The 14,325-nt window shown below is 72.9% G+C and carries 9 protein-coding genes; 1 reads left to right on the forward strand and 8 read right to left on the reverse strand.

From position 1 onward, the window contains the following. From ACFU99_RS12530 to ACFU99_RS12565, 8 genes are all read right to left on the reverse strand, one after another. The coding region (locus ACFU99_RS12530; protein WP_384389818.1) for an ATP-binding cassette domain-containing protein at nt 1-1,824 on the reverse strand (1,824 nt) is incomplete at its 3' end. After that, complete coding sequence (locus ACFU99_RS12535; protein ID WP_384389821.1) at nt 1,821-2,810, reverse strand: ABC transporter permease; 990 nt, start codon at nt 2,808-2,810, stop codon at nt 1,821-1,823. The genes ACFU99_RS12530 and ACFU99_RS12535, both read right to left, overlap by 4 nt. Then, nucleotides 2,807-4,396 (reverse strand): ABC transporter substrate-binding protein, encoded by a 1,590-nt coding sequence (locus ACFU99_RS12540; protein WP_384389824.1) that lies wholly within the window; start codon nt 4,394-4,396, stop codon nt 2,807-2,809. Before ACFU99_RS12540 ends, ACFU99_RS12535 begins: the two co-directional genes overlap by 4 nt. A gap of 81 nt (nt 4,397-4,477) precedes the next feature. Further along, nucleotides 4,478-6,319 carry an asparagine synthase (glutamine-hydrolyzing) gene (gene asnB / locus ACFU99_RS12545; RefSeq protein ID WP_384389826.1) on the reverse strand — a complete coding sequence of 614 codons (1,842 nt, stop codon included), beginning with the start codon at nt 6,317-6,319 and terminating at the stop codon, nt 4,478-4,480. Nucleotides 6,320-6,379: 60 nt separating this feature from the next. Beyond that, nucleotides 6,380-7,588, reverse strand: coding sequence for a cytochrome P450 (locus ACFU99_RS12550; RefSeq protein WP_384389829.1), 1,209 nt, complete (start codon nt 7,586-7,588; stop codon nt 6,380-6,382). Between the two features lie 11 nt (nt 7,589-7,599). After that, nucleotides 7,600-8,394, reverse strand: coding sequence for a thioesterase II family protein (locus ACFU99_RS12555; protein ID WP_384389832.1), 795 nt, complete (start codon nt 8,392-8,394; stop codon nt 7,600-7,602). A 75-nt stretch (nt 8,395-8,469) separates the two neighbouring features. Continuing rightward, nucleotides 8,470-10,194, reverse strand: coding sequence for an ABC transporter ATP-binding protein (locus tag ACFU99_RS12560; RefSeq protein ID WP_384389835.1), 1,725 nt, complete (start codon nt 10,192-10,194; stop codon nt 8,470-8,472). Further along, nucleotides 10,191-11,972 carry an ABC transporter ATP-binding protein gene (locus ACFU99_RS12565; RefSeq protein ID WP_384389837.1) on the reverse strand — a complete coding sequence of 594 codons (1,782 nt, stop codon included), beginning with the start codon at nt 11,970-11,972 and terminating at the stop codon, nt 10,191-10,193. Before ACFU99_RS12565 ends, ACFU99_RS12560 begins: the two co-directional genes overlap by 4 nt. A 513-nt stretch (nt 11,973-12,485) precedes the next feature. On the opposite strand from ACFU99_RS12565, the gene ACFU99_RS12570 reads away from it, so the two are divergent. Beyond that, nucleotides 12,486-14,325, forward strand: a 1,840-nt coding sequence (locus ACFU99_RS12570; RefSeq protein ID WP_384389840.1) for a condensation domain-containing protein, incomplete at its 3' end; no start/stop codon positions are given.

Here is a 14,325-nt window from a genome sequence, read left to right on the forward strand (position 1 = left end):
GGTCAGGGCCGTGCCCGAGGCGCGGGCCGCCGCCACCAGTTCGCGAGCCGTGGCGGTGGCCGGCGACCGGATCAGGGACGCCGCCGGCCCGGCCTCCACGATGCGGCCATGGGCCATGACGGCCACCGAGTCGGCGACCTCGGCGGCCGCCGCCAGGTCGTGCGTCACCAGCAGCACGGCAGCACCGGTCTCGGCGGCCAGCCGCCCCAGGTCCCGCAGCAGGGCCGCGGCGGTGACCGGGTCGAGCGCGCTCGTGGGCTCGTCCAGGACGAGCGCCGCGGGCCGGCCCGACAGGGCCCCGGCCAGGGCGACTCGCTGCCGCTGGCCGCCCGACAGCTGATGAGGACGCCGGGCGAGGAACGCGTCGTCGTCCGGCAGCCCCACGAGCCGCAGTGCCGCCCGGGCCTTCTCCACCCGCTCGCCGCGCGGCACTCCGCCGGCCCGCAGCAGCTCCGTGATGTGTGCGCCCACCCGCAGGGCCGGCGCCAGCGAGGTGCGAGGGTCCTGCGGCACGTAGGCCGTGCGGTGGGCCCGCAGCGCCCGCAGCCGTCGCGGGCCGATGCTGTAGAGATCCGTGCCGTCGAGGAGCACCCGGCCGCCGGTGCGGGTGACGCCCGGTCGGGGCCCGGCCAGCAGGCCGAGCGCCAGCGTCGTCTTCCCGCTTCCGGACTCGCCCACCAGCGCCAGGACGCGGCCCGGCGCCAGATCGAGGTCCGCGCCCGCGAGGAGCGTCCGGCCGGCCGCCTCCATCCGCAGACCGCGGCAGGACAGCACAGCGGCCCCCTGAGGCACTGTGACCGCCGCCGACGGGCCCCCGGACGGAGGAGCGCCGACCGGTCCGTCCTCGCGGGAGAGGACGTCCGCGGCCGTCGGCAGCCGGTCCGCCAGGGCGTTCGCCGACACCAGGATCAGCAGCAGCATCACCGTGGGGGCGAGCACGGCGAGGGGCTGGAGCGACAGTCCCGGCTGGTTCTCCAGCAGCATCAGCGCCCAGTCCGGAGCGGGGGGCTGGGTGCCGTAGCCGAGGAAGGCGGCGGTGGCGATCGTGAACACCGCGCCGACGAAGCGCACTCCGGCGTCCGCGCGCAGTAGCGGCACGAGGTTGGGCAGCAACTCCCGGCGGATCACGTACCCGAGGGACTCGCCGCGGGACCGCGCGGCCTCCACGTAATCGTGTTCCAGCGCCTGCCGCGTCACCGCGTGCACCATCCGCGTGATGTCGGGCACCAGGATGACGACCGTGGCGCCGGCGATGCCGACCGGCCCCCGTCCCGTCGCCACGACCAGCACACTGAGCAGGACGAACGCGGGCACGCTCATCAGCACGTCGACCAGCCGCATGATGACCGACTCCACCGCGCCGCGGCGCAGCGCCGCCACAGCGCCCGCCGGGATGCTCACGGCGTAGGCGGCGAGCAGGGCGCACACCGAGACGGTGATCAGTGACCGGCCGCCGGCGAGTACCCGGCTGAGCACGTCGGCCCCCAGCCGCTCGGTCCCGAGCGGCGCGTCCCCGCTGATCGGCGCGTACGGCATGTCCAGTGCCGCGCCCGGATCGTGCGGGGTCAGCCAGGGTCCGAGCAGGGCCGTCAGAAGGCTCAGGCAGAGCACCGCGCCGGGGAGCCACACGGACAACGCGCCGCGGCGCCGCGGCCGCCGCCTTCCCTTCCGCCAGGCGTCCGGTGCGTCTGGCCCGCCGCCGGGCGCCCCGTCCCCGGCGCCGCGGGGCGGCCGGTCCCGGACGCCGCCGGGCGCTCCGTCCCCGACCCCGCCGGGCGGCCGGTCCCCGGCGTCCGATGCCCCGTCGAGCTGTGGATACGTCATGCTTCTCTTCCCCGGACCGGATTGAAGACGGCCGACAGCACGTCGGCCAGCAGATTGAGGGCGACCGTCACACAGGTGACGATCATGGCGATGGCCAGTACGACCGGCGCGTCACGCCCCGCGGACGCCTCCACCAGCGCCGCGCCGATCCCCGGATAGCCGAACAGCGTCTCCGCGACCAGCGTGCCGCCGAACAGATAGGACACGTAGCGGGCCATGACCGGGATGACCGGGACGACGGCCGTCGGCAGCACCCAGCGCGCCACCACCCGCCACTCGGGGACCCCGCCGAGCCGCGCCGCCTCGGCCGCATCGCCACGCCCCGCGCTCACGGTCGCCGCCCTGACGAGCCGCACGTTCTGCGCCAGGCACGCGGAGACCAGCGTCACCACCGGCAGCACCAGCAGCGAGGGCCGCGCCGTCGGGCTCTCACCGGCGGACAGCGCCGACACGGCCGGGAACCAGCCCAGGCCGATGGCGAAGCACAGCACCAGCACCGTGCCGATGACGAACTCCGGCACGCTGACCAGCACCAGCACTCCCCACGACACGATCCGGTCGGAGCGCCGGCCGGCCCGCAGCCCGGAGAACAGCCCGAGCCCCAGCGACATCGGGACCAGCACCACCACCGCGGCCACGGCGAGGATCACCGAGTTCAGGACGCGGTCGGCGAGGATCTCCGAGACGTTCCTGCCCTGGGCGAACGACACGCCCAGATCACCGTGGAGGGCGTCGCCGAACCAGTGCAGGTAACGCACCACGGGTGAGGCGTCCAGCCCGAGACTGTGCCGCAGGGCCTCGACCCGTGCGGGGGAGGCGTCCCCCGCACGGGACAGCCGAGCCGTGGCCGCGTCGCCGGGAGCCAGCTCCGTCGCGGTGAAGACCAGGACGGACACGGCCAGCACGACGCCGACGGCCGCGGCCGACCGGCGCAGCACCAGCAGCCCGAGGGCGTGATTCCCCCGGCCCGCCTTCCTGACGCTCACGCGCTCAGGAACGCGTTGCGCAGGGAGGGGTACTCGGGCCAGCCCAGGGACTCGACGCCCTGCACCTTCGGCGTCGCCGCGGCCGCCGACGGCATCCGCGCGAAGATCGCGTCGCCGCCGTTGTCGTACAGGTAGTGCTGGACGTCCCCGACGGCCTGCCTGCGGTCCCGGTCGGAGACCGACCGGCGCATGTCGGACAGCAGGGTCTCCAGACGCCTGGGCGCCTTGCCGGTGAGGGGGAAGACGGCCGAGTCGCCGTAGTAGTTGAGCAGCGCCAGCGGTACAGGCATGGGGGCGTTGGCGGACGTCTGGATGGGCGTGGACAGCAGCTTGCCCATGTCGCTGTAGTAGTCGGCGGCCGGTACCTTGTCCAGCCCGACCGTCAGGCCCGCCTCCTTGGCCTGCTGGACGAACGCGGAGGCGCTCTCGACCAGTCCGTAGGCGAAGTCGCTGGTGCGCAGGGTGATCGACGTGCCCTCCAGGCCCGCCTTCTTCAGCAGCGACCTGGCGCGGTCGGGGTCGTGCTCACGCTTGGGCAGGTCGCCGGTGTACCAGGGCTGGTGCATGCCGCGCGCGTCGTCGGCGCTCTCCCCGTAGCCCAGGGTCACCGTCCTGACCATCGCCTCACGGTCGATGGCGTACTTGACGGCCTCGACGAGCTCCGGCGAGGTGAAGGGCTTCTGGTCCAGGTTCATGGTGAACGTCAGCTCGGTCCACAGGTCCTTCGGCGGCATCAGCATCCGCAGGGACGTGTTGCCTCGCTCCGCGCGTACGGCTGTCAGCGGGACGCTGCCCGCGTAGTCGAACTGTCCTGCCTTCAGGCCGTTCAGCCGGGCCGCCGGGTCCGTGACGGAGTACAGCTCGATCCTGTCGAGGTAGGGGCCGCCGCCGTCCGCGTCCCAGTAGTCGGGGTTCGCCGCCAGGACACTGCTCTTGCCGGCCTCCCACTCGGACAGGGTGAACGGGCCGCTGCCCAAGGCCTTGGACAGCTTCTTCGTGCCGTCCGGGAAGACGAACATGGACTGGGCGAGTGCCAGGTCGAAGAAGCCGTTCGGCTGCTTCAGCGGCACGGTGAGGGTCCGGGCGTCCGGCACGCGTGCCGCCGCGAAGTCGGCGCCGGCGAGCAGGGCGGACTGGCCGCCCGGGTTCGCCGCGATCGTCCGCAGGCTGAACAGGACGTCCTTCGCCGTGAGCCGGCCGCCGTCGCTGAACGTGATGCCCTTGCGCAGCCGGATCGTCCACCGCGAGGCGTCGGCGTTGGATTCGACGGACTCGGCCAGCCGCCATACCGGCCTGCCGCCGTCCAGGTCGCCCAGTGTGTCCCACAGCAGGCGGGCCCGTACGAAGTCGATGACGGTGGCGCTGGCCCGCACGACGCTCGTCGACTCGGTGCTGCCGCCGGTGAACGCGGCCCGCAGGGTTCCGCCCCGGCGCGGCTTGCCGGTGTAGGAGGCGGCGGCGGTGGGACGGGCCCCGTCGGCGCCGGAGCCGCCGCAGGCCGTGAGGAGCCCGCCCGCGGCAAGGACCGCGGCTCCGCCCGCCGCGCGGGTGAGGAGCGAACGCCGGGATATCTCGGATCTGTTCACTGGATGCCTTTTCCGTTCGTGCCCGGCACGCGTCGGTTCGGGGACGTCGCGCCGTGGTGGTGCTGGGGAAGGGGTTCGGTCTCAGGAGAGCCGCAGCTCGGGGTCGTACATGTCGAACCAGTGATGGAGGTCGAGGACCCGCTCGATGCCGAGGCGCCCGTCGCCGGGCAGCTGTTCGGGGTCGCGCGCGACGGTCTCCTGGAGCCAGGCCCGGTCGACGAGTTCGAAGACGGGACTGTCCCGCTCGGCCAGCACCTCGCGCGCCTGCTCCTGGAGCGCCTTCGCGTAGCCGGGGTCCTGTGTGGAGGGGTAGGGGCTCTTCACCCGGTCCACCACGGACTGGGGGAGGGCGTCGCGCACGGCGGCGCGCAGCAGGCTCTTCTCCCGTCCGTCCGCGGTCTTCATCGACCACGGCGCGTTGTAGACGTACTCGACCAGCCGATGGTCGGCGAAGGGCACCCGCACCTCAAGGCCCACCGCCATCGACAAGCGGTCCTTGCGGTCCAGGAGGGCGCGCACCAGACGCGTCAGATGCAGATGGCACACGGTGCGCATCCGCCGTTCCAGGCCCGTCTCACCGTCCAGGTGCTCCACCCCGGCCACGGCGGAGGCGTACTGGTCGGCGATGTAGGCGGGGATGTCGAGCCGGCGGCGCACGTCGGGGTGGAGCAGGGCCGTGCGGTCCGTGGTGTGCGCGTTCTGGAAGGCGAGCCACGGAAACGTGTCCGCGTCCCGGGCCGCCGGGTGGTGGAACCAGATGTACCCGCCGAACAGCTCGTCCGCGAACTCCCCGGACAAGGTGACCGTGGAGTGTTCGCGGATCGCCTGGAACAGCAGGTACATCGAGGAGTCGATGTCGCCGAGGCCGATCGGCATGTCGCGGGCGCGCAGCACGGACCGCCGCAGCCCGGGGTCGGTCAGCTGTCCCGAGTCGAGCACCACCGCGCGGTGGTCGGTGCCCACCGCCCGGGTGACCTCGCGGATGAACGGGCTGTCGGGGGTCTCGCGCAGTTCGTCGGGGCGGAAGTTCTCCTCCAGCCCGGCGAAGTCGACCGAGAAGGTCCGCAGCCGCTCGCCCGAGGCGGCGAGATGACGGGCGCTCAGGGCGGTGACGGCGCTGGAGTCGAGACCGCCCGAGAGCAGCGCGCTCAACGGTACGTCCGACACCGACTGGCGCCCCATGGTGTCGGTCAGCAGCTCCCGTACCCGCTCGACGGTGGTCCCGGTGTCGTCGGTGTGCTCGCGGGCGGGCAGGGACCAGTAGGTACGGTGACGGATGCCGTCCCTGGTCACGGTGACGACCGTCCCCGGCTCGACCTCGGTCATGCCCTTCCACAGGGACCAGCCCGGCGTCTTGGTGAAGCCGATCAGCTCGTGGAGGCAGTCCAGATCGACCACCCGGCGGGCCCGCGGGTTGGCCAGGACGGCCTTGGGTTCCGAGCCGAACAGGACGCCGTCCGGGGTCGGGTACAGATACAGGGGTTTGACCCCCATGCGGTCGCGTACGAGGACGAGCTTGTTCGCGCGCTCGTCCCACAGGGCCAGGGCGTACATGCCGTTGAGGCGCTCCGCCATGTGCTCGCCCCACTCCAGGTAGGCGTGGAGCACGACCTCGGTGTCGCTGGAGGTGCGGAACACGTGTCCCCGGCCGCGCAGTTCGCTGCGGAGTTCGGTGAAGTTGTACGTCTCGCCGCTGTAGACGAGGGCGACGCCGCCGCCGGGGGCGCCGGCGGTCATGGGCTGCGCCCCGCCGGGCGGGTCGATGACGGCGAGCCGCCGATGGCCGAGGGCGACATGGCGGCGCACCCAGGTGCCGCCGTCGTCGGGCCCCCGGTCGGCCATGGCGGCCGTCATCGCCTCGATGTCGTGCCCGCGGACCGTGAGGTCGTCGTCGAAGGCGACCCATCCGGTGATACCGCACATATCTGATCCTCACTGGTGGAACGGAGGGGAATGAAGGAAGGAGGGAGGGCGGGCGGCCGGTCAGCCGAGCCGCACGGGCAGCTCCGCCAGCCCGTGCATGGCGGTGCTGGGGCGCCACGTCAACTCCGCCTCGGGAACTGCCAGTTCGATGGCGGGGAACGCCGCGAGCAGATGCCCGATGCCGATCTCGCCCTCGATACGGCCGAGCGGGGCGCCGACGCAGAAGTGGATGCCGTGGCCGAATCCGAGGTGGCCCCCGGCCGGCCGGGTGATGTCGAGGCGGTCGGGGCCGGGGAAGCGGGCGCCGTCGCGGTTGGCCGACAGCAGGGAGATCATCACGAACTGCCCGGCGGGGATCTCCACGTCCCCGACCCGCAGGGCTTCCTTGGTGTAGCGCGGTGAGGAGAGGTTGTTGGGCGTCTCGAAGCGCAGGAACTCCTCCACGGCGCCGGGCAGCAGCGCCGGGTTCGAGCGCAGCGCGGCCATCTGCCCGGGGTGGCGGATCAGGGCGAGCACGCCGCTGGCGATCAGGTTGACGGCGGTCTCGTAGCCGCCGATGAGCAGGACGAAGCTCATGGCGATCATCTCGGGGACGCTCAGCCGGTCCCCGTCCTCACCGGCGGTGACCAGAGCCGACAGCAGGTCCTCGCGCGGCGACACGCGCTTGGCTTCGAGCAGCCCTGCCAGGTAGCGGCCCATGGACTCCGAAGCGGCGCCGATCTCCTCGGGCGGCGCGGTGGAGACCAGTACGTCGGACCAGGCGCCGAACATCTCCCGGTCGTCCTTGGGGATGCCGAGCAGTTCACAGATCACGATCATCGGCAGCGGGTAGGCGTAGTCCCGCAACAGGTCCACCGGCCCGGAGGTGTCCAGCGCGTCCGTCAACTCGGCGGCGATCTCCGCGATCCGGGGACGCAGCTGTTCGATTGACCGGGGGGTGAACGCCTTGTTGACCAGTTTCCGCAGCCGGGTGTGGTCCGGCGGGTCGGTGTTCAGCAGGTGCCGGGCCAGATCCTCGGAGAAGGAGCTGGGCTTCCCGTCCGCGGCCTCCCGCAGCCGTTCGAGCCGATCGTAGACGCCGTCGCTGCTCAGCCGGGGATCGAGGAGCAGGGAGCGTGCCTCCTCGTATCCCGTCACGAGCCAGACGGGCAGGCCGGTGGGCAGGATCACGGGCAGGACCGGGCCCTTGTCCCGCAGGGCCGCCGCGGCGGCGTGCGGATCGTGCATGAAGGAGTCGTCCAGGCGCAGGTGTTCCACTGGCAGGGTCATCGAATGCCTCTTCATCGTCGTTCGGTGATGGCGACGGCGGCGCCGTCCGCCCGGGAGCCGGCCAGCAGGCCGGTGACGGACCGCACGACGTCGTGCGGGTCGTCGGAGAAGTAGAAGTGGCCGCCGGTGAAGGCCAGGAGCCGGAACTCGGCGTCGGTCCAGCGCGACCAGCCCCGCGCCTCGTCCTCGGAGACCTCGGTGTCACCGGTTCCGACGAGCGCCGTCACGGGGCACGGCAGCGCCGTCGGGCCGGGCGGGGCGTAGGTCTCCACCAGGCGGTAGTCGTCCCGCACCGCGGGGAGGATCAGCCGGCGCACCTCGTCCATGGCGAGCAGTTCCGGATGGGTGCCGCCGAGCCGCAGCAGTTCGGCGGCCAGGCCGTCGTCGTCCAGCAGGTGTACGGCGCCGGGGCGGTGGAACTGAGGCGCCTCCCGTGCCGACACGAATACGTGTTCCGGGGGTCGTGCGCCCTCGGAGACCAGGCGGAGCGCCAACTCGTGGGCGACGAGGGCGCCCATGCTGTGCCCGAACACCGCCCACGGGCGGTCCAGCAGAGGCCGTACCGCGTCCGCGAGGGCGGCCACCAGGGCCGGCACGTCATCGGGCCCCCGCTCATCGACCCGCTCCTCCCGTCCCGGCGGGCAGACCAGGACCGGTTCGATCCAGTCGGGCAGCGGTCCGGTCCACGCCCGGTACAACGACGCCGTCCCGCCCGCGTGGGGCAGGCACAGCAGTCGCAGGGAAGGGTCGCCGCCGGGGCGGGGACGGCGGAACCAGCGGGCTGAGGACACGTCGGGACCGGTCAAGGGACTTCCTGTTCTGCGTGGCTGGTGCGGTGGTGCGGTGGTGCGGTGGTGCGGTGGTGTGCGGCGGCGGGTGGTTCAGGCGGGCTTGAGCTGCCAGGCCGTCGCCCTGCCGCGCTCCGCCCAGAGATCCCGGTAGAGGCCGCCGGCGGCGACGAGTTCCTGGTGGCCCCCCAGTTCACGGACCGCGCCGTCCTCGATGACGGCGATCTGGTCCGCGGCGGCGATCGTCGACAGGCGGTGCGCCACCACCAGGACGGTCCTGTCCCGGGCCAGCCCTGCGAGGGCCTCGCCCACCGCCGCCTCGTTCTGGGCGTCCAGGGCCGAGGTCGCCTCGTCCAGCAGGACCACCGCCGCGTCCTTCAGCAGGGCCCGGGCGATGGACACGCGCTGGCGCTCGCCCCCGGACAGGTGGGAGCCGCCCTCACCGACCGGTGTCGCCCAGCCCAGCGGCAGCCGGGTGACGACCTCGGTGAGCCGGGCCGCGTCGGCGGCGGCGCGCACCTCCTCGTCGGTGGCGTCGGGGCGGCCGATACGCACGTTCTCCTCGATGGTGGTGTCGAAGAGGTACACGTCCTGGGAGACGATGGCGATCTGTCCCATCAGGGTCTCGCCGCTCATCTCCCGCACGTCGGCGCCGCCGACGCGCACACAACCGCCGTCCACGTCCCAGAAGCGGGCGGCGAGACGGGTCACGGTCGTCTTGCCGGCCCCGGACGCGCCGACGAGCGCTGTCATGGACCGGGGCGGGCAGGACAGGGAGAACCCGGACAGCACCGGCTTGTCCCCGTACCCGAAGGTGACGTCCTCGAACTCCACCCCCGAGTGCTCCGGTTCGCGCGGCGCGGACGGCTCGGGCAGCGGCGGGGTGCGCACGATGTCGCCGATCCCGTCCAGCGCGGTCCGGGCCAGTTGCACCCCCGTTCCGTACACGGCCAGCAGCGACACGGGTTCGGTGAAGCGGACCGCGAGGATCAGTACGGCGATGATGTCCGGCACCGCGGTGCGCTCGTCGAGGACCAGCCAGGCCGCCGTGACCGCCACCAGGGCGAACGCGGCCTCGACGAGAGCCGTGTACCAGGCGACGGGGGCGTTGGCCCGGTTGAGGCCGCGCACGGTCGCCGCCCGGTCGGCGCGCAGCGACCGCTCCAGGCTCTCCCAGCCCGAGACGGTACGTCCCGCGGCGCGCAGGACGGACTGCGCGCGGGCGAACTCCAGCACCCGGCTCGACACCTCCGACAGCGCCTCGGCCTCCTCCGCCTGCGAGATGGCGGAGGCGCGCTGGAGCCGCTGGTACAGCAGGTGGCCCAGCGGGCTCAGTACGAGGAAGGCGAGGGTGAGCCGCCAGTCCACGAAGAGGGTGATCAGCGCGATGACGGCCGGCGCGGTGACGGTCACGGTGATCTGCTGGAGCACCATGCCGGGGAAGTTGCCGAAGCTCTGCGCGCCCGACATCGAGGTGAGCAGGCGGCCGGAGGCGACCTTGGTGAACCAGCCCAGGGGGAGCCGGGTGACGTGCCGGGCCAGCTTCCTGGCCAGCGTCATGCCGCTGCGCTCGACACCGATCGCGTACCCGTTGTTCGAGGTGACCCACAGGACGGCTCCGGCGGCGGCGGCTCCCGCGGCGGCGGCCGGCAGCCACAGCGCCGCGCGCGCGGTGTCGTCCGCGAACAGCGCGCGCAGCAGCGGGATGAGGGAGGCGAAGGCGACGCCCTGGCAGATGCCGGTGGCGACGTAGCCGGCGACCTGGCCGCGCATCCCGGTCGGTTCGCCGATGAGTTCCTCGGCCTGACGGATGATCACTGCCCGACCTCCTGGTGGACCTGCTGAGAATTCCAGAGCCGGGCGTACAGCCCCTCGTGCTCCAGGAGCGCCGTGTGCGTGCCGCGCTCCACGATGCGTCCGCCGTCCAGGACGAGGATCGCGTCCGCCCCGGCCACCGTGTGCAGCCGGTGGGCGATGACGAGCAGCGTCCGGCCCTTGCCCAGGGCGCTGAGCGCTTCCTGGATCCGGGCCTCGCTGTGCGGGTCGGCGTGCGCGGTGGCCTCGTCGAGGATGACGACGGGGGAGTCCTGGAGGATGGCCCGCGCGATGGTGATCCGCTGGCGTTCGCCGCCGGACAGTTCGCTCTCGCCGTCCTCCAGGAGGGTGTCGTAGCCGCGGGGGAGGGCCATGACGACGTCGTGGATCTGCGCGGCGCGGGCCGCGGCCGCCACCTCCTCGTCGGTGGCGTCGGGCCGGCCGAGCCGGATGTTCTCCAGGACGGTGGCGCGCAGCAGGACCACCTCCTGGAAGACGAAGGCGACCTGGCCGAGCAGCTCTTGGGTGGGGATCTGCCGGATGTCGGCCCCGCCGAGCGTGACGCGCCCGGAGGTGACGTCCCAGAAGCGCGGGATCAGCCGGGCGAAGGTGGTCTTCCCCGAGCCGGAGGGGCCCACCAGGGCGGTGACCGTGCCCGGCTCCAGCACGGCGCTGACCCCGTCGAGTGCGGGTGCTCCTGCCTCGCCGTAGGTGAAACGGACGTCCTCGAAGGTGACGCGCGGAGAGTCGGGGACGGTGCCCTCGGCGGGCTCCGGCAGGGCGGGTTCGGCCAGGACGGCGGCGATGTGGGTGGCGCCGAGCTGCGCGTCGCGGAAGGCGTAGCCGAGCTGGGCCATCTGCATCACCGTGCTGGGCAGGCCGATGCCCACCGCGAGGAAGGGCAGCAGGGTGGCCGGATCGGTCCAGCCGGCGGCGACGAAGAGGATGCCGGCGCCGGCGATCCACACCAGCATCGAGGCGGGCGAGAGCAGGGTGTTGATGAGGTTCGTGGGCCGGCCGATCGCGGACATCCAGCGCAGGCACACTCGGGTCAGCCGGTCGGCGGCCTCGCTGAACCGCGCGAAGGTGTGCGCGGTGGCCCCGTAGGTCTTGATGACCTCGATGCCGTCGACGAGTTCGACCGAGGCCTTGGTCAGGTCGGACTGTGCCACGTTGAAGGCGTCCATGTTCTGCTCGTACGCGCTCTGGAGGCGGGGCGTCAGTACGACGAGGACCAGCACGGCGTAGCCCACCACGACCAGGGCCAGCCGCCAGTCCGCCACCAGCAGGTACACCACGGCGGTCAGCGGCATGACGACGGCGGAGGTCAGCTCCGCGGCGGCGTGCGCGACCAGTGTGTGGACCTGCCTGACATCGTCGGACACCGCCTTCTTCACCTCGCCGGACCCGCTGGTGGTGAACCAGCCGAGCGGCAGCGAGCCGAGGTGGCGAGCGAGCCGGGAGCGCGTCAGGTAGCGGAACTCGGCGTCCGCGTAGTGGCAGAGCTGGGTGGCTCCCATGTAGAGCACGCTGCGCAGTACGGCTCCGGCCACGGCCGCGATGATCCATCCCCACACCTCGCCGGGCCGTCCGGTCCCGTGGTCGAGGAGGACCCGTCCGGCCTCGGCGACCGCGATGTACGGCACGACGGCGCAGACGGCCGACAGGGCGGTCAGTGCAACTCCCGCTGCCAGTCGGCCTCTTACCGGCTTGATCAGGGTTTTGAGGGCCCCTGCCTCGACGAGGGGCCGCTGCTCGGCGGACGTGCGGTCGTCGGTCACCGGGCCGCCTCGGCGGGGCGGTGCGCGGGGTCCGCCGGGGGGTGCTCGGCGGGACACGTGGCGGTCATGGGTGGGGCCTTCCTCTTCGTCGGCTTGGCGGGCGAGTTGAGACGCCAGGGCCTCGCGCTCCGATCCCGGGTGGCGACTGTGTCGCTCTGGCGGGCGGGGCTGGGTGCGGGGCGGGGCCGCCCCCGGCGGGCGGACGGGTCGCCCGTCGGCGGGGGAGAGGCGACCATAATGAAAACGATAATCAGTTCGTGTAGTAGCGTAAGGATCCGGCCGAAGTAAGTCAACGCGGGGTGGTGTGCCGGTCCCGGGTTCGTCCGGGGTGCTGGTCGCTCCGGATGTTTCGCCCCGCATGCGGCCCCCGGTCTCCCGTCGCCGTGCCGGGGAGGCGCCGATGGCCGCAGGGGTGTTGCCAAGTTTTGAAAATGATAATCATATCTAGTAATCTTCACATGCCTGATGGCATCCGGCCGTTGACCGGCCGTGTTTCGAGAGGGATGGATCCAGGTGGCCCAGGAACCCGCAGACGGACGATTCGACCTGCCCGCAGCCGTCGGTGAACTGCTCGACATGCCCACCGGCCGCATCGACGAGGACGCCCACCTCATCCAACTGGGGCTGGATTCCCTGGCGATGATGCGGCTCGCCGGCCGATGCCGCCGCTCCGGCGCGGACATCGGCTTCGCCGACCTCATGGCCGAGCCCACGCTCGCGGCCTGGCGCCGCCTGCTGGAGGAGCGCGGTCAGGACGGCGCCGGCACGGACGTCCGGCCGGTGGCGGCGGTCGACGAGTCCGAACCGTTCGACCTCGCGCTCATGCAGCACGCCTACTGGGCCGGCCGCGGCGAGGGCCAGCGCCTGGGCGGCGTGGCCGCGCACTTCTACCACGAGTTCGACGGTCACGCCGTGGCTCCCGACCGCCTCGAAGCCGCGGTGCACGCGGTGCTCGGCCGGCACGGCATGCTGCGGGTGGCCGTCTCGGACGACGGCAGGCAGCGCATCCTGCCCACGAGTCCCTGGCCCGGGCTGCGCGTCCACGACCTGCGCGACCTCGACGCCGGAGCGCGCGAACACCGCCTCGCGGAACTGCGCCGGGAACTGTCCCGCCGCGGCATGGACATCGCCGCCGGCGAGGTCTTCGACGTCCGGCTCTCCCTGCTCCCGGACGGTGCCACCCGGGTCCACGTCAACCTGGACATGGTGGCCGCCGACGCGCTGAGCCTGCGCGTCCTTCTCGCCGACCTCGCCCGCGCCTACGCCGACCCGGCCGGAGCCCTGCCCGCGCCGGACTACAGCTTCCCCCGCTACCTCGCCGACCGCGCCGCCGCCGAGCGCACCCCCGAGCGCCGGTCCCGCGCGGCGGCCGACCGGGCCCACTGGCGGGAACGGCTGCCGCACCTGCCCAACGCCCCGCGACTGCCCACCCGGACCGGCGAATCCGAGGCCACCGCCGTCGTCCGGCGCCACCTCCACCTCGACGCCGAGCGCACCCGGCGCTTCGAGGAGAACGCCCGCCGGCACGGGCTGACCCCGGCCATGGCGCTCGCCGCCGTCTTCGCCGAGACGCTGGGCGCGTTCAGCGCCGAACCCGACTTCCTGCTCAACCTCCCCCTCTTCGACCGCGAACCGCTGCACGACGCCGTGAACGCCCTCGTCGGCGACTTCACCTCGTCACTGCTGCTCGCCTGGCACGGCGGCGAAGCGGGCACCTTCGCCGAGCGCGCCGCCCGATTCCAGGACCGCTTCCACCAGGACGCCGCGCACAGCGGCTACTCCGGCGTCGAGGTACTGCGCGACGCCTCGCGGCTGCACGGCGAACGCGTCCTCGCCCCCGTCGTCTACACCAGCGCCCTCGGCCTGGGGGAACTCTTCGCGGACGCCGTGCGGGCGAACTTCGGCGAGGCGAGCTGGATCATCTCCCAGGGCCCGCAGGTCTGGCTCGACGCGCAGGTGACCGAGGTCGCCGGCGGACTCCTGGTGAACTGGGACGCCCGGGAGGACGCCTTCGAACCCGGCGTGCTGGACGCCATGTTCGACGCCTACCGCGCACTCATCGACCGGCTGATCGACGACGCCCCGGCCTGGGGCTCACAGGTCCCCGCACTGCTGCCCGCCGCCCAGCTCGCCGTACGCGAGGAGATCAACAGGGCGGCCCTCGCCCAGGCTCCCGTTCCGGTACGGCTGCACGACGCCTTCTTCGCCCGCGCCGCCGACCACCCCGACGCCCCGGCACTGCTGACGACGGACGGCCCCGTCACCTACGGGGAACTCGCCCGCCGAGCCCTCACCCTCGCCGGCCACCTCGACCAGCGGGGGGTCGGACCCGGCGACATCGTCGCCGTCACCC

The organism is Streptomyces sp. NPDC057654 (assembly GCF_042800135.1).
Lineage (GTDB): Bacteria > Actinomycetota > Actinomycetes > Streptomycetales > Streptomycetaceae > Streptomyces.

Coding starts and splice junctions, on each gene's coding strand:
- asnB (WP_384389826.1), bottom strand. CDS start 6,319: ATGTGCGGTATCACCGGATGGGTCGCCTTCGACGACGACCTCACGGTC.
- ACFU99_RS12550 (WP_384389829.1), bottom strand. CDS start 7,588: ATGACCCTGCCAGTGGAACACCTGCGCCTGGACGACTCCTTCATGCAC.